Origin of the sequence: Bifidobacterium primatium (genome assembly GCF_002802875.1) — a bacterium.
GTDB classification, from domain to species: domain Bacteria; phylum Actinomycetota; class Actinomycetes; order Actinomycetales; family Bifidobacteriaceae; genus Galliscardovia; species Galliscardovia primatium.
This window is the reverse complement of the sequence record NZ_PEBI01000001.1, coordinates 990157-1009769: the sequence shown is the minus strand read 5'-3', so window position 1 is coordinate 1009769 and position 19613 is coordinate 990157. Positions and strand designations below refer to the sequence as shown.

Here is a 19613-nt window from a genome sequence, read left to right as displayed (position 1 = left end):
CCTCGCCCACGAGGTTCGTAAAGTACGAAGTACATCAAGGAACACAACGATTCCTTGAGATTACCGCGCGGATCACATGGCGCGAGAAACCCTGCATTTTGTGTATCGTGCATAGTTTTTTGCGCCCATTTTCCGCCGATGGACAACGACGAAACTGACGGACACTAAGGAGACGACGATGGAAGCATTGACCGGTGAGGAAGTGGCGAAGCTGCATCAGGACTACGTCATGCAGTCGTGGCACAAGCAGGGCGGCAAGGCGATGCCGGTCAAGGAGGCCAAGGGCATCTACCTGTGGGACTACGACGGCAACAAGTACGCCGACATGTCGTCGCTGCTGGTGTGTTCGAACCTCGGCCACGAACTGCCCGAGATCGTGGACGCCATCACCGAGCAGGCGCACAAGATGTGCTTCATGTCGCCGGCCTACGCCTCCGAGCCGAAGTCCCGGCTGGCCAAGATGCTGGTCGACGTGGCGGGCCCGGACTTCTACCAGCGGGTGTTCTTCACCAACGGCGGCGCCGACTCCAACGAGAACGCCATCAAGATGGCCCGCATGGTGACCGGCCGCTCCAAGATCTTCAGCTGCTACCGCAGCTACCACGGCTCCACGCTGGGCGCGTCGTTCGCCTCCGGCGACTGGCGCCGCTTCGCCACGGAGGCCGGCGGCGAGGCCCCGAGCTTCGTGCATTTCATGAACCCGAACATGTACGAGGACGGCTTCGACCGTGGAGTGGACGACGAGAAGGTGACGAAGCTGTATCTCAAGCGTCTCGAGGATCAGCTCATCTACGAGAACCCGTACAACGTGGCCGCGATCCTCATGGAAAGCATCGTCGGCGCGAACGGCGTGATCCTGCCGCCGAAGGGGTACATGGAGGGCGTGCGCGCACTGTGCGACAAGTACGGCATCCTCATGATCTGCGACGAGGTGATGGCCGGATTCGGCCGCACCGGCAAGATGTTCGCCTGGCAGAACTTCGATCTGAAGCCCGACATGTTCACGTTCGCGAAGGGCGTGACCTGCGGCTACGTGCCGCTGGGCGGCGTCGTGGTCTCGAAGAAGATCTCCGACTACTTCACCGACCATGTGCTGCAGTGCGGCCTGACCTATTCCGGCCACACGCTGGCCTGCGCCGCCGGCGTGGCCGCGGTGAGCTACTACCTCGACCACGACGTGTGCGCACACGTGAAGAAGATGGAGGGCGTGCTCAAGCCGTTCCTCGAATCCATGGTCGAAAAGCACAAGTGCGTGGGCGAGGCCCGCTGCATCGGCCTGTTCGCCGCGCTCACCATCGTGAAGAACAAGGCCACACGCGAGCTCATGGCGCCGTACCACGCATCGAACAGCGTGATGCCGACCATCATGGCGGAGCTCAAGAAGAAGGGCTTCCTCACGTTCGGTCGCGAGACGAACATCAATATCTGCCCGCCGCTGATCATCACCGAGGAGGAGCTCAACGAGCAGCTGCCGAAGCTGGACGAGGTGCTCACCTGGGTGGACGAAACCTACTGCGGCTGACGCCGGCGTGGCATCATCGAACGGTCATCATCCATTTGTCTTCGGAGGGGAATCATGATGTGGGATTACGAGCAGCCGGTCGATATTCGGTTCGGCAACGGACGTGTCAGCGAGATAGGCGAACTGGCCCGCGAGCGCGGGCTGCGCAACGGCATGCTGATCACGAGCGGCCATTTCGTGCGCGACGGTTTCGCGCAGCGTCTGATCGACGACAGCGACGGCGCGCTGACCGGCATGTTCAGCGATTTCTCCCCGAATCCCGATGTGAGCGAGGTGGACGCCTGCGCAGCGGTCATGCGTGAATCGGGCACCGGCTTTGTGGTGGCGATGGGCGGTGGCAGCGCCATGGATCTGGCGAAGGCCGCGGCGAGCATCTGCCTGACAGAGGATTCCATCGCCGACTATCACGGCACCGGCAAGGCGATGCCGCAGAAGCATCTGCCTCTGATCGCCGTGCCGACTACGGCGGGCACGGGCAGCGAGGTGACGTGCGTTTCGGTGCTCACTAACCGTGCGCTCGGCAAGAAGGCGCCCATCGTTTCCGACGGGTTCTTCCCAAACCTGGCGATCGTGGATCCGGAACTCACCTATTCGGTGCCGCCGTATGTGACGGCCTGCACGGGCATGGACGTGCTCAGCCAGGCCATCGAGGGGTACTGGAGCAAGGGGCATCAGCCCATCTGCGATGCGTGCGCCGTGCATGCCGCCAAGCTGGTGTTCCGGTGGCTGCCGGTGGCCGTGGCCGAGCCTCGCAATGCCGAGGCCCGCGAGAGGATGTGCGAGGCCTCGGTGATCGCCGGTCTGGCGTTCACGCTGCCGAAGACCACGTCGTCGCACGCGTGCTCGTTCCCGCTCACCAACATCCATGGCATTCCGCATGGCGAGGCTTGCGGTCTGACGCTTGACTGGTTCGCCCACATCAACGCGGACGCCCAGCATGGCCGGGTGCAGGAGTTCGCCCGCACGCTCGGCTTCGCCGACGTGGACGCCATGGCCGACGCCATCCACGACCTCAAGGTGACCATCGGCATGCGCACGGGGCTGAAGGACCTTGCGCTCAGCGAATCGCAGATCGACGATCTGGTGCGCATCAGTCGTCACCCGAACCTGTACAACAATCCGGTGGACATCACCGATGAGATGCTGCGCGACATGTACGAGCATCTCGCCGCCACCGACTGATTCTCCGAACGCACCGCCGCGTCCCAGGCAGCGGTGCGTTTTTCATATCGTTTCCGTCCAAGAGAGGAACACACCATGAGCAGCACGACCACGACCCCCACGACACGCAAACCGTTCCGGCTGCCGGGGTGGATGAAGTCCAGACGAATCCAGCCGGTGATCTCCCTGGTGCTGATCCTGCTGGTCTGGTGGGGCGCCACGGCCGCGAAGCTGGTGAATCCCCTGTATCTGCCCGGCCCCGGCCAGGTGTGGAACGCGTTCGTGGAGGCGAACAGCTGCCGTCCGATCGCGGCCGGTTCCTCGCGCATCGTGTGCGGCGAGCAGCAGTATTTCCTCTGGCAGCATCTGGTCGTCAGCCTCGAACGCATCGGCGTGGGCATGGCTCTGGCCATCGTCTTCGGCGTGCTCATCGGATTCCTGCTGGCCGAGGTGCAGTGGCTGAACCGCATAGTGCTGCCGTATGTCAACTTCATCCGCGCGCTGCCGCCGCTGGGCTACATCGGTCTGCTCATCGTATGGTTCGGCATCGGCGACACCACGAAGATCTGGCTGCTGTTCCTCGCCGCGTTCCCGCCGATCGTGCTCGCCACGGTGGATGGCATCAACGGCGTGAACCGCGACCGCGTCAATTCTGCGCTGTCGTTGGGCGCGAATCCTCTTAAGGCGTTCCTGTTCGTCGTGTTTCCCAGCTCGCTGCCGTCGATCATGAACGGCATTCGTCTGGCGGTCGGCTTCGCGTGGACGACCGTGGTGGCGGCCGAGCTCAACAACGGCATTCCCGGCATCGGCGCACTGGCCTATCTTTCCGGCACCGAGCTCAATACGCCGCTGACCATCGCCTGCATCTTCGTCATCGGCATCGCCGCCCTGCTGCTCGACGGCCTGATCCTGCTCATCACGCATCTGGTCACGCCGTGGGTCGGCCGCGAATAGCGCATGCCGAACATCCGGACGTCCGAGACGCCGCACCGAGCGGGCGCCGCCCGCACCGAGACCTTCTACGAATCGAGAACATCATGACCATCACAGATTCCCTCCACCGCAACGACTTCCGCCGTCGCATCACCGTTCGCGTGGCCGCGCTGGCCTCCTGCGGCGCCATGCTGGCCGGCCTTGCAGGATGCGCGCCGATGCCGACGGCCGACGAGCTCGTCGGCAACACGTCGGGTTCCTCGGCGAAGAACGCCACCTGCCCGGTCACGGTGAACAAGGACTTCACCGGCACCATCCGCATCGCATGGCAGGCGATTCCGAACGCCGACCTCGTCGTCAAGGACCAGGGCCTGCTCGAGGCCTGCATGCCCAAGGCGAAGATCGTGTGGAACCAGTTCAATTCCGGCGGCGACGTCATCCAGGCGTTCGGTTCGCGTTCGCTCGACCTTGGTCTGGCCGGTTCGAGCCCGGCGGTCCGTTCCGTCTCGTCGCCGCTGAACCTGCCGGTCAAGGTCGCGTGGATCCACGACGTCATCGGCCAGGCGGAATCGTTGGTCACCCGGGACGGCTCCGCGAAGACCATCAAGGACCTCGCCGGCAAGAACATCGCCGTCCCGTTCGGCTCGACCTCGCATTTCTCGCTGCTGTCGGCGTTGAACGAGGCCGGCATGGACGATACGGACGTCAAGCTCATCAATCTCGACCCCGACAAGATGTCGGCCGCATGGACCCGAGGCGAAATCGACGCCGCATGGGTCTGGGATCCGGTGCTGTCGAAGCTCAAGGCCGACGGCGGACATATCGTGACGTCGAGCGCCGAGACCGCCAAGGCCGGCTCCGCCACCTACGACATGGAACTCGTCTCGACCGATTTCGCCGAGAGGAATCCCGGCGCCATGGAGACATGGACCGCCGTGGAGGACTACGCCGCCAAGCAGATCGCCAAGAAGCCGCAGCAGTCGGCCGAGTCCGTCTCCTCGCAGCTGGGCAACTCCCCGAAGGAGGTGCTCACGCAGTTCAAGGGGTACACCTATCCCGACGCCAAGGCGCAGAGCGAGATATTCCATGGCAATCTGCCGGCGACGTTCAAGGCGACGGCCGAGTTCCTCAAGACGCAGAACAGCCTCGACAGCGTCAGCAATTCATATGACAGCTCCTTATATACGAAAGCCATCGACGCGGTGGCCGGCGAGAAGTAAGACATGACGCTCCGTTCCCGGCGCACATGACACATGACGTGCGTCGTGCGAACGGACAAGAGAAAGGACCTCCGATGAGTGACGCATTGACCTGGAACGAACTGCTCGACAAGCAGAAGATGGACTCGGCCGGCATCGCCGTGGACATCCGCGGCGTGAACAAGCGGTTCGTCACCCAGCAGGGCGACGAGGTGACGGCGCTGCACGACATCAACCTGACCATCAACCAGGGCGACTTCATCTGCGTGGTCGGACGTTCCGGCTGCGGCAAGACCACGCTGCTGAACATGCTCGCGGGATTCGAGCAGCCGACCGACGGCGAGATCCTGGCCGGCGGACAGCGCATCACCAAGCCCAGTCCGAAACGCGGCGTGGTGTTCCAGAAGCCGCCGCTCTATCCGTGGCTCACCGTGCGCAAGAACGTGGAGTTCGGCATGAAGATGCAGGGCGTCGAGCCGGCGGAACGCAGGAAGACCGCCGACCATTATCTGGAGATGGTGGGATTGGCCGATGCCGCGAACCGACGCCCGTACGAGCTGTCCGGCGGCATGCAGCAGCGTGCGCAGATCGCCCGCGTGCTGGCCACCGACCCGGATGTGATCCTGATGGACGAACCCTACGGCGCACTCGACGCCCTGACCCGCGAGAAGCTGCAGAACGAACTGCTGAAGATCTGGCAGGAGCGCAAGAAGACGGTGTTCTTCATCACGCACAGCGTGGACGAGGCAATCTTCCTCGCGACCCGCGTGATCGTGATGAGCGCGCATCCGGGAACCGTGAAGATGGACATTCCCATCACGATTCCGAAGAACCCCGACGATCCGAACAACATGGAACAGGTGCGTTCGACGCCGGAGTTCGTGGAGCTGCGCGACCGCATCAACGACGCGATCCATGTGAAGGACGATCAGGAATAGGATTCGCCGGCCGCTCCTTGCACCGGCTATCGGCCGACTATTTGACGGTGAAGGTGGCGCGGCGAAGGTCCTCGCGGCGGCTGGAATGGCCGACGAGCAGTTCGAATTCGCCGGATTCGACCACGCGATGCGCGGCCGCGTCCACGATGGAGCAGGCGTCGACCGGAATCTCGAACCGTACGGTCCGCGTCTCGCCCGGCTGCAGGGTGATCTTCCGGAACGCCTTGAGCTCACGGTCCGTCCAGCTCACCGACGTGACCAGGTCGCCGACGTACGCCTGCACGACCTCGGAGCCGACGCGGTCGCCGGTGTTCGTCACGTCGACGCTTACGGCGATGACGTCGCCGCGGGTGAACGTGGTCATCACGCCGGTTGGGGCGTCCTCGGCATGGTCGAGGCCCGCATGGCCGATCGTCGGCTCGCCGTAGGCGAACGTGGTGTAGGAGAGGCCCTCGCCGAACGCGAACGCCGGGTCCTGCGTCAGATCGGCGTACCGGTTGCCGTGCTGTCCGCGAATCTGGTTGTAGTACACGGGCAGCTGGCCGACGTGGCGGGGGAATGTGATGGGCAGACGACCGGTCGGCTCGGTCAGACCGAGGATGATCTCGGCGATGGCCCGGCCGCCCTTCATGCCGGGGCTCGGCGCCCACAGCAGCGCGTTGGCGTTCATGGCCGATTCGGGCAGCACCTGCGGCTTGGAGTTCATCAGCACCACCACCATCGGCTTGCCGGTGGCGTACAGGGCGTCGAGCAGCGCGTTCTGCGCGCCGACGAGTTCAAGCGTGGCGGTCGAGCAGCCTTCGCCGATGAGCTGCACCACGTCGCCGACCACGGCCACGATCAGTTCCGACTCGTTGGCGGCGGCCACGGCCTCGTTCAGCATGGTCTCGTCGATGGCGGCCGGCACGCCGATCTTCGGTCGCGGCTGGCCGTCGGGGAAGAACTCGCCTTCCGGATCGGGAACGAGGTCGACCACGTCGGCGCCCCGACGGTATACGACCTCCCAATCGTCGGGCAGCAACGTCTCGAACGCATCCTTGACGGTGGTGATGGTCTCGCGCGGATGACCATCCGGCATCCAGGTGACCTGGCCGGAGCTTCCCGCCCAGTCGCCCAGCTGCGTCTGCGCGTCGTCGGCCAGCGGGCCGACCAGCGCGACGCGATGCCGTGGCTTGACGGAGGATGATTCCGTGTCATCGGTGGCAGTCGCATCGGCCGCATCCGCCGCATCCGCGCTCACGGCATCCGTATCGAACGGCAGCACGCCGTCGTTCTTCAGCAACGCCACGGATTCGCGGGCCAGGTCGAGGTTGACCCTGCCATGCTCGTCGTTGCCGATCACGGCCCTGATGCGTTCGGCATCGGGCAGACGAGGGTTCTCGAAGAGTCCCAGACGGAACTTCAACGCCAGCACGCGGCTGACGGCGGCGTCGAGCTCCTTCTCCGACAGCAGCCCGCTTTGGATGGCGTCGTACGCGCCGTCGTAGAACCGCGGCGTGGTCATGACCAGGTCATTGCCGGCCTTCACCGCGGCGGCCGCGGCATGCATGTAGTCCGGCTGCACATGCTGTTCCCACACGGCACGGCCGACGTTGTCCCAATCGGTGATCAGCGTGCCCCTGTAGCCCCATTCGCCGCGCAGCACGTCGGACAGCAGCCATTTGTTGAACGTCACCGGCACGCCTTCGATGGATTCGTAGCCGAGCATGAACGTGCCGCATCCCTCCTTGGCCACGCGTTCGAACGGCGGCAGGAACCAGGAGGCGAGCTTGCGGTGGGAGAGGTCGGCCTCGGAGGCGTCGCGACCGCCCTGCGTTTCGGAATAGCCGGCGAAATGCTTGGCCGTAGCGAGGATGGCGTCGGTATCGAGCGAGCCTTCGGTGGCCGGTCCCTTCTGATAGCCGCGGACCATGGCCGAGGCCAGTTCGCCTATGAGATACGGATCCTCGCCGAACGTCTCGCCCACGCGGCCCCAGCGGGTGTCGCGGGCGATGCACAGCACGGGGGAGAAGGTCCAGTGCACGCCGGTGGAGGCGCCTTCGACGGCGGTCACGCGCGCGGCCTTCTCGACCAGCGCCGGGTTCCATGAGACCGCCATGCCGAGCTGCTCGGGGAAGATGGTCGCGCCGGGATAGAACGAGTAGCCGTGGATGAGGTCCTCGCCGATGATCAGCGGGATGCGCAGCCTCGTTCGGCGCACCAGTTCGGCGGCGCGGTACAGGTTCTCGGGGCTGGTGTGCAGGATGGAGCCGACGTTGACGCGCAGTATCTCGTCATCCAGGTCGCCGCGGGCGTCGAGCTGCATCATCTGGCCGATCTTCTCGCGCAGCGTCATGCGGCCCAACAGGTCGGCGATACGCTCGTCGATGCTCAGCGAGGGATCGCGGAACGGCAGGGCCCGCAGCTCGTCGTCAATCGCATCGTCGTCAATCGCATCGCTGGCGACAGGTTCGCGAGTCGGCTCGGCGGTTGACTTGGCGGTCTGTCCAACGGTCGGACTTCCGGCCGATTCAGCGGCCGGCGCGGCGTCCGGCGTAGAGGCGCCCGATGTGGAAGCCGACTTCACGCGGCCGGACACGGTCGGCGGCAGCGGAATCGGAATGCTCGGAATATCGGGGGCCACCTCGTCGAAATCGAAGCTCAACGGCTTGATGTCCCCGGCCGCGTCGATGGGATCGCCGACGCCGGCAAAATCATTGATATCTGCTGCGGACACGCCGTTCGCCTTTCCTTGTCTGTCGTATGTCATCCGTCGTTGCCGTCGCACGTCGTGTTGCCCGTCGTCCGACGTCGCTCGTCGTTCGGTCGACGTCGATTGTCGCCCATCTTGCTGAACGCGACCTGTCCGAGCGCCGATACCCTCCTGAATACAGTAATCCAACCCCCGATTTTTCGCGTCGTCCGCGCGATGCGCGGCCGCGGAATCGGGGGTTGGATGATGGTTTTGCCGATCGATTACCTCGCCGTCGCCTTGGCGTATTCGTCGAGCAGGAAGGCGGTGAGCTCCTTGCCGCCGTCGCTCTTGATCATCGGCATCGAATTGATGGGCAGGGTCTTGAGGAACACGCGCACGATGTCGGTGTCGGGCAGCCGGGGGAGCGTACCGGCCCTGCCGCGCGCCTCCATGTCGGCGACGATCTTCGCGCCGACGGGATCGTCCTGCCATTCGCCGTACGTGGACCATTCGGTCAGCGGCTTCGCCTTGCCGTCGCCGTCGAGCGCGACGACGCCGGAGGCGACGATGTCGCGCGAGCTGACGCCGACTTCGACCGTGTATTCGCCGGCTTCGACGTGCCAGTCGTCGAACGTCTCGGACCAGTAGGCGAAGGCGCGCTCGTCGAGGTCGAACCCGACGGTCGTGGATTCGCCGGCCTTGAGGAACACCTTCTCGAAGCCCTTGAGCTCGTGGCGGGGACGGGCGACGTCGGCCTTGCCGGGCGCGACGTACACCTGCACGACCTCGGCGCCGTCGACGTCGGACGTGTTGGTCACGGTGGCGGAGACATGGGCCGTGTTCGCGCCGGACTTCGTCACGGCGACGTCGGCGATCGCGAACGTGGCGTAGCTCAGTCCGTAGCCGAACGGGTAGGCGACCGGCTTGTCGTAGGTGTCGTAGTAGCGGTAGCCGACGAACACGCCTTCGCCGTAGTCGACGTGGCCTTCCTCGCCGGGCCAGTTCATCATGGTCGGATCGTCGAAAATGCTCATCGGGATGGATTGCGCGAGCTTGCCGGACGGGCTCTGCTCGCCGAAGATGACGTCGGCGAGCGCGGGGCCGCCGGCCTGGCCGAGCAGCCACGATTCGAGGATGCCCTTGGCCCGGTCGCGCCAGGGTGCGACGGAGACGACGGAGCCGTTGGAGAGGACCACGACGACGTTCTCGTTCGCGGCGGCGACGGCCTCGAGCAGGGCGATCTGCTTGGCGGGGATGTCGAGCGATTCGCGGTCGAAGCCTTCGGACTCGGCCGCCTCGGGCAGGCCGAGGAACAGCAGTACGACGTCGTTGGACTTCGCGGCGGCGACGGCCTCGTCGGTGAGGGCCTGGCTCTGCGGCTCGTCGGCGAAGGTGAAGCCGGGGGCGAAGGTGGCGTCGATGCCGCGCTGGGCGAGGGTGTCGAGGAAGCCGGTCATCTTCGTGGGGGTGATGTGCGAGGAGCCGCCGCCCTGATAGCGCGGGGTGCGGGCGAATTCTCCGATTACGGCCACCTTGGCGTCGGCGGCGAGGGGGAGGATGGCGTCGTCGTTCTTGAGCATGACGATGGATTCGACGGCGGCCTGGTGGGCGACCTCGTCGTGGGCGTCGACGTCGTAGCGGTAGTCGTTCTGGCTCATGGCCGGGCGGGCCTTGTTGACCAGGTCGATCATGCCCTGCGCCATGCGGTCGAGCTGGGCGGGCTGGATACGGCCGTCGCGTGCGGCGTAGACGATCTCGTCGTCGGTGAAGCTCGGCGGCATTTCGAGGTTGAGGCCGGCGTTGAGCGATGCCACGCGGTCGTGGTCGGCGCCCCAGTCGCTCATCACGATGCCCTTGAAGCCCCATTCGTCGCGCAGCACGTCGGTGAGCAGCCAGTGGTTCTGTGCGGAGTGCACGCCGTTGATCTGGTTGTAGGAGCACATGATGGTCCATGGCTGGGCGGCTTTGACGATGTGCTCGAATGCGGGGAAGTAGATCTCGCGCAGGGCGCGCGGCGAGATGCGGGCGGAGATGCGCAGACGGTCGGTCTCCTGGTTGTTGGCGGCGAAGTGCTTGAGCGAGGTGCCCACGCCCTTGGACTGCACGCCTTCGACGATGCCGACGGCCTCGTGGCCGGCCAGGTACGGGTCTTCGGACCAGTATTCGAAGCAGCGGCCGCCAAGCGGGTTGCGCTTGATGTTGACGCCGGGGCCGAGGATGACGGCGACCTTCTCCTGCACGCATTCCTCGCCCATGGCCTCGCCGACCCTGACGGCCAGCGCCGGGTTCCACGAGCTGGCGAGGCCGGCGGCGGGCGGGAAGCAGGTGGCGGGCACGGAATCGTCGAGGTTGGTGTCGCCGGTGTCGGTGGCGAGCGACTTGCGCAGGCCGTGGGGACCGTCGGTGATCATGTAGCCGGGGATGCCCTTGTTTTCGACGCCCTGCAGATGCCAGGCGTCGCCGCCCGAGGTGAGGCCGGCCTTCTCCTCGAGGGTGAGGTCCTTCACGCCGGGGTAGGAGGGGGTCGCGGCGGTGCCGGCCGTGAAGGTGTCGGGGCTTGCGGCGTTGGCTGCGGCGTTGGTGTTCTCGCTCATTGGTTCTCGCTTTCCGACGTTGCCGTTGCGGTTCGTTCCGCACGGCCGGGGCTTCCGTGCCCCGCGTCATGGTTATGGTCGTGTTGGTTGATTGACGATTTTGCGAGCGGTCATGATGTTCATCGACGAAATCACAACCGACCGGTTGGTAAATAACTTACCACCACTTTCGCCACGACACACACAACGGACGGATATCGTTCGAATACCGGGGATGACTGCCCATGCACCCCTGCCCGCCGCCACGCCTACCGACCGGACGGTATTGACTATGATGGATGAGACGGCACCTATGGCAGGACCACGACGGGAAACGTCAGGGAAGGATGAGGGACATCATGGCCACAACCACTCGAACCACACGCGGCACGCGCTCACGAGGCTCCGTTCGCGACCCGGAACGGCGCGAGCGCATCCTCGACGCGGCCGTCGAGTACTTCGGCACGTTGGGCTATTACGGCACCTCCATCCAGAAGATCGCCACCGAGGTCGACCTGACCAAGGCCGGCGTGCTGCATTACGTCGGCAGCAAGGAGGGGCTGCTGAAGATGGTGCTGGCGGATATGTACGATCAGGAGACCAACGAGCTGCTGCGCTCGTGCGCATCGAGGCCGAGGCCGCTGCTCGCCGAGATGTTCCGCGAGAACGTGGCCATCAACGTCCGGCGACCGAAGCTGGTGCATATGTTCTCCACGCTGAGCGCGGAGGCGCTGGACCCGAACCATCCGGCGCACGACTACTTCGCACAGCGCGAGCGCGACGGGGTGGAGCAGGCGCTGAACATCCACTGGGCGGTTCCCGACGGCGTCGATCCGGCGGAGATGCTGCTGGCCGGATTCAGCATGATGGACGGCGCCCAGCTGCGCTGGCTGCGCACCCCCGGTCAGGATTTCCAGAAGATGTGGGCCCGCTGCGAGGACGCGCTGTTCCCGCTGCCGATGTGGGAGGGATACCGGTAGACCTCGGGTGAATCCGGGCGCTCTCGGGCGTATCAGGCCGATTCAGGCCGATTCGGAAGGCCGCATCTGCGTCATATTCGTTCATGGCCGGCCGGCGTCATACTGCAATTTTGTTCAGTTTGGACAGGAGCAGCGTTTCACGAAAACGCACGACACCTACAATGGGCGTGGATTCGACGATGATTCGACACGGTCCGATCGGCGGCGTCATACCCCGCGAAACCAGCGATGTTTCACGTGAAACATCGAATGCGACAGCCATCGCATCATACGGACATCGCCCGAACGACACGGCAACACATCTGCGAAGGAGCATGACATGAGCACGATTTCCATCGAGGAACTCATCACCAAGGCCATCGAGGCGCGCGAGCGTTCCTATTCGCCGTATTCGCACTTCTGCGTCGGCGCCGCGCTTGAGGCGACCGACGGCACGGTGTACACCGGCTGCAACATCGAGAACATGGGCTTCGCGCCGACCATCTGCGCCGAGCGCACCGCCTGCGCCAAGGCCGTCTCCGAAGGCCACCATGAGTTCACCCGCATCGTCGTGGTCGGGGGAGCGAAGGGCCCGTTGACGTCGTTCTGCTCGCCGTGCGGCATGTGCCGGGAATTCCTCTGCGAATTCTGCGAGCGCGACTTCGAAATCATCCTTGCCAAGAGCCCGACCGAATACAAGTCCTACACGCTTGACGAACTGTATCCGCTCACCGAGAAGCCGGTCTTCGACACCGACGACCCCTTCGGCGGCGCATTCGGCGGCAAGTGACGCTTCGCCGGCATCATGCCGGCGTCACACATGCCAACACGAAGGGCGGTTCGGAAGTTTTCGCTTCCGAACCGCCCTTCTCTGTACGGATTCGTCTCTGTGCGGATTCGATGCCGACTAGAGCCGGCTCTTCACCACGTCGGCGATGGTCACACCGCCGAGCACCGCCATGATGGCACCGGAAACCAGACCGAGGATGCGCTGCGAACGTTCATTGCGCAGTCGGCCGGCGAAGAACGCTGCGGCATAGGACACCGTCGTGAGCACCAGGATGCTTTCGACGAAATGGATGAGTCCAAGGGAGACGCCCATCTGCAGGTTGCTGACGCCGGAAACCAGGAACTGGGGGATGATGGCGATATAGAACACGCCGATCTTCGGATTGAAGAAGTCGGTGAGGAAGCCGCGGAAGAACGACTGTGCGCAGTCGCCGAACGTCGGCGACTCGCGCAGCGACGTTTCACGTGAAACATTTGCACGATGACGAGCGTCGGCATCGGTGTCAATCTCCTTGACGATCATGTCATCGGAATTCGACTTCTTCTTCCGCGCCATGCTGAACGCCAGATAGAACAGATACAGGCCACCCACCACGCGAATCGCGTCGTAGGCCATGGGGAACGCGTTGATAAGCGCCGCCAGGCCGACGGCGGCGGCGACCGCCCATACCAGCACGCCGCACGATATGCCCCACGCGGCGGCGATGCCGCGACGCCGCGAGGTATTGATGGTCTCGTGCAGCACCATCATCATGTCGAGCCCAGGCACCAGGGCCATCGACCCCGCCACCAGCGCGAATCCCAGCAACGCCTGCATATAGGTCATCGTCTTCTCCCGTTCCGAACGACATAAACGGCATCAGTCTATTACGTCGTCCGTCACGGCCGCTCGGCCGTCTCGCGTATGCTCCGGCACGGCAGACACACAAATGGACGTTACAGCCCACGCTCACACACTGCGGCCCACGAGCGGCGAAGGCCAACCTACGAGCGGAAGAAGTCCTCACGGGCGCGCGAGATGCGCAGATATCCTTCGCGCGTATTGTCCAAGTGTTCGCGGATGGCCGCGGCCGCAGCGGCCTCGTCACCGGCGAGCACGGCGTCGATGATCGCCACATGCTCGTGATACGAGTCGAGCGTACGCTGCGGCGCCACCGCGGAGAAGAAGCGGATACGCTGGCTCTGCGTCATTATCATGTTCATCAGCGAGATGAGATAGCGACTGCCGGAACGCTCGGCGAAATACATATGAAAACGGTAGTCGAAGTCGTCGGCGGGGGAGTCGGTCTCCAATTCCGAATTATCAAGCCGTTCCATCATCACCGCACGGAACTCCCGAAGGTCACCGGTGGCCAGCGACGGCCAGGCGCGATGCAGCAGATACGGTTCGATAAGCAACCGGATGTCGAGCATCTCCTGATAATCGGACGACGAGATAGGACTGACGATGACGCCGCGCGAGGGGAACACGGTGACCAGATGTTCTTCGGCCAGCTTGTTCACGGCCTCGCGCACCGGCATGCGACTGAATCCCAGCTCCTCGGCGGCCTGCTTTTCATCAAGGGGATCGCCCGGCTTGATACGGCACGATACGATCTGTTCGCGCAGATACCGATACGCCTGATCTCGTTTGCTTAGCATGCCGCCGCCTTTACCTGAGGGAGATTTCGGCTTCCCAGTATACGGACCGCTGTTCCGAACCCGGTCGACTCAGTGGTCGAGCACGCCGACGTAGGAGATGCCGAGCTTGTCGCAGATGCCGCGCAGTTCCTCGACGGTCTTGTAATACAGCGGCACGCCGTTGGCGATGCGATTCTCGTATGCCTCGGCCTCCTTGTCGCCGTGCACGTAGATGCGTTTGCCGGGCACGGCGTGCAGGTTGCGGATCTTGTCGAGGTAGTCGGAGAAGTTCCTGAGGATGGTGTCGGCGTCGCCGAAGATTCTCGGGTCGATGGCCATGAATCCGTGGCTAATGCCTTCGACCGGATCGCCTACTGCGGTGCGGTCGGTGGTGGCGCCCTGCGAGACGATGCCGGAGAAGAACTCCACGAGCACCGAGAATCCGTAGCCCTTGTGGCCGCCCGTGTATTCGCTGTTGCCTCCGGTGGCGAGCAGACCGGCCTCGTTGTTATAGCGCATGAGTCGGCCGAGGGCGTCCGTGGAGTCGTAGATCGGCTCGTTGTTCGGATCGACGACCCACGCGGCCGGGGTGTCCTTGCGCTGCTTGGAATACAGCTCGACCTTGCCATAGGCCACGACCGACGTGCTGGCGTCGAAGAAGAACGTGTGCGGTTTCGTCGGTATCGCGCAGGCAATGGGGTTGGTGCCCAGCCACACATCATTGGCGTACAGCGGGTAGACGGCCGGCTCGGTGTTCGTGACCGAGAATCCGATGAGCCCCTGCTCGGCGGCGAGGTTAGCGTAGTATCCGGCGGCGCCGTAATGGCAGGAGTGGCGGACGGCGGCGATGGCCATGCCGGTCTTCTTGGCTTTGGCGATGGTCATGTCCATCGCCTGACGGCCGGTGACCTGGCCCATGCGCCGATGACCGTCGATGACGGTGCTCACCGGCGTATCGACGACGACCTCGGCCTCGGCGGTCGGGTCGATTTTGTTGCCCATCTGGGCATCGTAGAGCTGGAAGCGCTGCAGGCCATGCGAGTCGATGCCGTGGGTGTCGGCGAACGAAAGCACATCGGCCACGATGTCGCCGTCATGTTCGCTCAACCCGTAGCCCTGGGCAATCCTGCTGGTGAGGTCCCTGAGCGCTGCCGCGTCATAACGGTGGCGGTCGGCGGCGGCCTCGGCCGGCCCGTCGCCGATATTCGACTGCACGGTGACGTTCATTTTTGGCTTCGTGACTTCGGCCGGTTTCGCTGCCGCATCCGACTCCATGACTGCACCCTGCTTCACATCCATGACCGTGGCGACCATTGCCTTCCTCCTTGAAAGCGTGAATCATCGACTGATCCATTACCATATCCAACCGATATATCGGTTGGATATGACTATAGGACGGCGGACCAACCATGTCCAGCAATGTTGCCGGCGGTTTCATGATTCACTTTTTCAAAGGCACCAAAAAGAGTGAACGGTCCAGATGCCATCGGCGGCGCATACGACGGGAGCCCCGACTCGCAGTCGCGAAGTCGAGGCTCCCAATACCGACCTTGTGTGCGGCACAGGCCGCACACGGTCATATGGAAATCACGCTAATCAGACGAAGAGGTCGATGACCAGCACGGCCAGCAGGCCGACCACGGAGTTGATGAGCTCCAGCAGGCCCCAGGTCTTGAACGTGTCCTTCATCGAGATGCCGAACGTCTCCTTGAACAGCAGGAAGCCGCCGTCGTACATCAGCGTGATGGTGTTCGAACCGCAGGCCACGCAGATGACCATCAGCGCCGGGTCGAGACCGAACTGGGTGACCAGCGGGGCGACCATGCCGGCCGCGGTGATGGCGGCCACGGCGCCCTGACCGGTGAGCACACGGATGATGGCGGTGATGATCCACGCGATGATGAACGGCGAGACCGGGATGGAGGAGACCAGCTGCACGATGTGGTCGGCGGCACCGGACTCGATGATGACCTCCTTGATGATGCCACCGGAGCAGATCACAATCAGCACGTTGCCCACCTGGCCGATGGCCTCCTCCATCTTGTGGGTGAGGTCGGCGACGGTCTGGCCCTTGCTGTGCATGAGCAGGAAGAACGCGGCGAAGAGGGCGAGCAGCATCGAGATCTCGGCGGAGCCGATGAATCCGAACACCTTGTACACGGTGGTCTTCTCGCCGAAGAACTCCTTGATGACCGACGAGGCGATCATCACCACGGCCGGGGTGAGCGGGATGGAGATGGAGGCGGCGAACGACGGCAGCTGGTCCTCGGGCATGGTGGGCGCCGGCTTGAGCATGGAGTTCAGCGGGATCTCCTTGATGCCGGGCAGGAACTTCGGCAGCAGCAGACCGGCGCACAGCAGTGCGGGGATGATGGCGAGGATGCCGTAGATGTAGACCTTGGAGATGTCGGCGTCGAACGCGGCGACCAGCGCGACCGGGCCGGGCTGCGGCGGGAAGAGCGAATGGCCCATGGTGCAGCCGACGACGATCGGGATGACGAGCTTCATGTACGGCACCTTGGCCTTCTTGGCCACGGCGAGCACGAGCGGCACGGAGATCAGGAAGGCGACCTCGTAGAACATGGCGATGCCGAAGATCACGCCGATGAACATCAGGCCGATCGGCAGGAACCTGGTGCCGCACTTGTCGATGACGGTGTCGGCGATGCGCTGGCTGGCGCCGGTGTCGGTCATGATCTTGCCGATGATGGCGCCGAACAGGATGATGATGGCAGTTTGCCAAAGATGCCGCCGACGCCGGTCTCCACCGCCGTGATGATCTTGTCGATCGGGATGCCGGCGGTGAGTGCGATGAACAGACCCACCAGCAGCAGCGACAGCATGTTGTGCATCTTGAATTTCAGATTCAGGATCACCAGCAGGCAGATGCCGACCAGTACCCATACAAGCTGAATCATGGATGATTCCCCTCTGTATTCAGACGCCGTTCGTCGACAATGACCGGCAATTCGGCAACGTCGCCGAGCAAGCGCACTGTTTTCTCATGTGCGGTTTTGCACATGGTCAGTGGTATCTCTCATTCCCGACTTGATTCGGTTCCGTTGCCAACAGTTGCCATATTTGCGCGGATGATACGACGGAAGATACGTACCGCCGGAACCATCGCTCCCGCCATTGCACCGCCATCGCAGCCACCCGATACGACAACTACGTAATTCGATGGCTCACACCCCGCCGCGCGGCTGCGCGACGACGTCGAGCGCCCGCTCGATGGCGGCGGGACGCAGCGGCCTATGCGGCGACCTGCCGCTCCACGCGTACTGATTCGCCCATGCGGCCACCGTGCCGAAGTATCGCCGTCGCGCGTCGCCGCCCGACATCGACAGGTCGTGCAGTCCGTCACGGATGCGTGCCAACGAGACGAAATCGCCGAGATTGAGCGCGTTCTGGCGGATCGCCACCACGTCGAGCACGGTGTCGGCCCCGTGCATGGCCTCGTCCCATTTGCCGAGAATCATCGACTTGTCGGATGTGCACACCAGTACCGGTACGGCGATGTCGAGTCCACGCGAGACCTCGTCCTGCCCGCGATAGATGGCGTCGAACCATCCGGCGCGCGTCTGGAAGTCGGCTTTCGGCCACGGATAGGCGGTGTTGTAGTCCCATTCGCCGTCCTCGTCGGCCCATAGCGTGCGCCCATAGAAGCCGGGGTCGCGGATGGGGATGACGCTTTTCGCGCCGGCGAGGCCGAATCCCTTGACGACCGGCGTGGTCATGATGCGGGTGATGCGGTTGCCCTGCAGTTCCAGCCACGGCGAATTCAATGCCAGCGCCTTCACATGATGCGGATGCTTGTTGGACAACCACAGCGACGAGGTGAGTCCGCCACACGAATGCGCCAATACGAGGATGCGCACGTCGTCGCCGAGCTCGGCGACGATGAGGTCGCGCAGGGCGTTGAGTTCCGTGAAGTACTCATGCAGGTCGTCGATGAATCCGGCGGTCTGACCGTCGTGGAACGAACGGCCGTATTTGCGCAGGTCGACCGCGTAGAACGCGACGCCCAGCGACTCCCAGAATTCGGAGACGTGCCGCCGGTAGAAGAAGTCGTTCCAGCCGTGCACGTACAGGATGGCCAGCGGCACGCGACGCGGGACGGCATGCTTCCAGCGGAGGAATCGGTGTTGCCAGGTCAGCGTCGACGGGTCCTTGCGCACGAAGGTGGCGGTCAGCTCGCCTTCGTCGTCCTCTCCGAGATGCAATGTGCGCTGCTGGTAGCCGGGGATGATGGTATCGGGAACCCATTCGGGGTCAAGCGAACCGGAGAGTGCGGCGCCATCGGCGGAATCGGCGTCGCCGGCCGTCAACGCGGCATCGTTCCGCTGACCGGATTCCGTGCCGCTGCCGTCGGACGAACTGGCGCTGGGAACGCCTGCTTCCATACGTGTCGCCGTATCGTCGGCTGCGGATGGTTCCGCTGAGTCGCCGAGCTGCGCGTCTGATGTTCCTGTCATGACAGCCTCCCAACCCCAACGATAATCACCCAATCCGCGTTTGTGCATCAACACGGATGCATGGTCTGTTGCGTTTCGTCCGCTCCGACACGAAAAGCGTCATCCCCATCCGTCATATAGGACACGACAGACGGGAATGAAAAAGGCGCTCCCGAAGGAGCGCCGTAACGATTGGAGACCGTCCGTCAGTCATCGCCGAGCGTCACATGGACGCCGCCGACCAGTGCGCTGACGACGTTGTAGAGGAACGCGCCGATGGTGGCGAGCACGGTGACCAGCACGATCTCGAAGATGGAGAAGATGGTGGTCACGCTCAGCACCTTGCCGATGCTCAGCACGCTGGCGATGTCGATGCCGCCGCTGTCAAGACCGGTGGTGGAGACGATCTGCGTGATGTTGTCGAACAGGCCGATGGCGTTCAACAGCATCCACAGCATGCCCACGGCGACCACCTGGATGATGGCGCCGGCGATGGCCAGCAGGAAGGAGACCTTGGTGACCGACCAGGGGTCGACCTTCGTCAGGGACAGCTTCATGCGGCGTGCGCGCGGAACGCTGGACTTGCGTGCGGCCTTCGCCGCCTTGCCGGACTGCGGCTGGAATGCGGCCGGGGCCTCCTCGGCACCGTTGGGCACGTTGGCGTTGTCCTCGGGAATCAACGGCTTGGGAGAGGACGCCGTCGAACGGGACTTGCGTCCCTCGCGGGCGCCCGCCTGCGGCATGGGAACCGACTCAGGCACTGACTGTTCGTCGCTCATGGAATCTCCTTC

14 protein-coding genes and 1 pseudogene are annotated in these 19613 nt (G+C 63.9%); 7 read left to right on the top strand and 8 right to left on the bottom strand.

Annotated elements, in window-relative coordinates; translation table 11 throughout:
- The first annotated feature begins 178 nt into the window (after positions 1–178).
- From CS006_RS03695 to CS006_RS03675, 5 genes are all read left to right on the top strand, one after another.
- Positions 179–1522, top strand: coding sequence for an aminotransferase class III-fold pyridoxal phosphate-dependent enzyme (locus CS006_RS03695; protein ID WP_100510378.1), 1344 nt, complete (start codon positions 179–181; stop codon positions 1520–1522).
- Between the two features lie 54 nt (positions 1523–1576).
- The gene (locus CS006_RS03690) at positions 1577–2704 is read left to right on the top strand and encodes an iron-containing alcohol dehydrogenase family protein (RefSeq protein WP_100510377.1); all 1128 of its coding nucleotides are present in this window, start codon (positions 1577–1579) and stop codon (positions 2702–2704) included.
- A 75-nt stretch (positions 2705–2779) separates the two neighbouring features.
- Entirely contained in the window at positions 2780–3637 is an 858-nt protein-coding gene (locus CS006_RS03685; protein WP_100510376.1) for an ABC transporter permease, read from the top strand.
- Between the two features lie 83 nt (positions 3638–3720).
- A complete protein-coding gene (locus CS006_RS03680) occupies positions 3721–4836 on the top strand; it encodes a taurine ABC transporter substrate-binding protein (RefSeq protein ID WP_207759993.1) in 1116 nt (371 codons plus the stop codon).
- 74 nt (positions 4837–4910) lie between these two features.
- Positions 4911–5753, top strand: a complete 843-nt coding sequence (locus tag CS006_RS03675) for an ABC transporter ATP-binding protein (RefSeq protein WP_243386664.1) — start codon at positions 4911–4913, stop codon at positions 5751–5753.
- 37 nt (positions 5754–5790) lie between these two features.
- On the opposite strand, the gene CS006_RS03670 is transcribed toward CS006_RS03675, so the two are convergent.
- Together CS006_RS03670 and CS006_RS03665 are read right to left on the bottom strand one after the other, a co-directional pair.
- Positions 5791–8184 (bottom strand): glycoside hydrolase family 3 N-terminal domain-containing protein, encoded by a 2394-nt coding sequence (locus CS006_RS03670; RefSeq protein ID WP_243386708.1) that lies wholly within the window; start codon positions 8182–8184, stop codon positions 5791–5793.
- A gap of 524 nt (positions 8185–8708) precedes the next feature.
- A complete protein-coding gene (locus CS006_RS03665; RefSeq protein ID WP_100510375.1) occupies positions 8709–11021 on the bottom strand; it encodes an exo-alpha-(1->6)-L-arabinopyranosidase in 2313 nt (770 codons plus the stop codon).
- 338 nt (positions 11022–11359) lie between these two features.
- Here CS006_RS03665 and CS006_RS03660 point away from each other — a divergent pair, with 338 nt between their 5' ends.
- Both CS006_RS03660 and cdd read left to right on the top strand, forming a co-directional pair.
- The gene (locus CS006_RS03660; protein WP_100510374.1) at positions 11360–11980 is read left to right on the top strand and encodes a TetR/AcrR family transcriptional regulator; all 621 of its coding nucleotides are present in this window, start codon (positions 11360–11362) and stop codon (positions 11978–11980) included.
- Between the two features lie 244 nt (positions 11981–12224).
- A complete protein-coding gene (gene cdd / locus CS006_RS03655) occupies positions 12225–12749 on the top strand; it encodes a cytidine deaminase (RefSeq protein ID WP_341476068.1) in 525 nt (174 codons plus the stop codon).
- A 117-nt stretch (positions 12750–12866) separates the two neighbouring features.
- Here cdd and CS006_RS03650 read toward each other — a convergent pair whose 3' ends face one another.
- The 6 genes and pseudogenes from CS006_RS03650 to CS006_RS03625 all read right to left on the bottom strand — a co-directional run bounded on the left by CS006_RS03650 (position 12867) and on the right by CS006_RS03625 (position 19601).
- On the bottom strand, positions 12867–13574 hold the full coding sequence (locus CS006_RS03650; protein ID WP_100510372.1) for a LysE family translocator: 708 nt from the start codon (positions 13572–13574) through the stop codon (positions 12867–12869).
- 158 nt (positions 13575–13732) lie between these two features.
- Positions 13733–14389, bottom strand: a complete 657-nt coding sequence (locus CS006_RS03645) for a GntR family transcriptional regulator (protein ID WP_100510371.1) — start codon at positions 14387–14389, stop codon at positions 13733–13735.
- 69 nt (positions 14390–14458) lie between these two features.
- On the bottom strand, positions 14459–15682 hold the full coding sequence (locus CS006_RS03640; RefSeq protein ID WP_100510370.1) for an Ldh family oxidoreductase: 1224 nt from the start codon (positions 15680–15682) through the stop codon (positions 14459–14461).
- A gap of 282 nt (positions 15683–15964) precedes the next feature.
- A pseudogene (locus CS006_RS03635) lies at positions 15965–17286 on the bottom strand (gluconate:H+ symporter).
- Positions 17287–17553: 267 nt separating this feature from the next.
- Positions 17554–18843, bottom strand: coding sequence for an alpha/beta hydrolase (locus CS006_RS03630; RefSeq protein ID WP_243386662.1), 1290 nt, complete (start codon positions 18841–18843; stop codon positions 17554–17556).
- Positions 18844–19028: 185 nt separating this feature from the next.
- Positions 19029–19601 (bottom strand): DUF3566 domain-containing protein, encoded by a 573-nt coding sequence (locus tag CS006_RS03625; protein WP_243386660.1) that lies wholly within the window; start codon positions 19599–19601, stop codon positions 19029–19031.
- Positions 19602–19613: the final 12 nt, after the last annotated feature.

Coding starts and splice junctions, on each gene's coding strand:
- CS006_RS03695 (WP_100510378.1), top strand. CDS start 179: ATGGAAGCATTGACCGGTGAGGAAGTGGCGAAGCTGCATCAGGACTAC.
- CS006_RS03690 (WP_100510377.1), top strand. CDS start 1,577: ATGATGTGGGATTACGAGCAGCCGGTCGATATTCGGTTCGGCAACGGA.
- CS006_RS03685 (WP_100510376.1), top strand. CDS start 2,780: ATGAGCAGCACGACCACGACCCCCACGACACGCAAACCGTTCCGGCTG.
- CS006_RS03680 (WP_207759993.1), top strand. CDS start 3,721: ATGACCATCACAGATTCCCTCCACCGCAACGACTTCCGCCGTCGCATC.
- CS006_RS03675 (WP_243386664.1), top strand. CDS start 4,911: ATGAGTGACGCATTGACCTGGAACGAACTGCTCGACAAGCAGAAGATG.
- CS006_RS03665 (WP_100510375.1), bottom strand. CDS start 11,021: ATGAGCGAGAACACCAACGCCGCAGCCAACGCCGCAAGCCCCGACACC.
- CS006_RS03660 (WP_100510374.1), top strand. CDS start 11,360: ATGGCCACAACCACTCGAACCACACGCGGCACGCGCTCACGAGGCTCC.
- CS006_RS03650 (WP_100510372.1), bottom strand. CDS start 13,574: ATGACCTATATGCAGGCGTTGCTGGGATTCGCGCTGGTGGCGGGGTCG.
- CS006_RS03645 (WP_100510371.1), bottom strand. CDS start 14,389: ATGCTAAGCAAACGAGATCAGGCGTATCGGTATCTGCGCGAACAGATC.
- CS006_RS03640 (WP_100510370.1), bottom strand. CDS start 15,682: ATGGTCGCCACGGTCATGGATGTGAAGCAGGGTGCAGTCATGGAGTCG.
- CS006_RS03630 (WP_243386662.1), bottom strand. CDS start 18,843: ATGACAGGAACATCAGACGCGCAGCTCGGCGACTCAGCGGAACCATCC.
- CS006_RS03625 (WP_243386660.1), bottom strand. CDS start 19,601: ATGAGCGACGAACAGTCAGTGCCTGAGTCGGTTCCCATGCCGCAGGCG.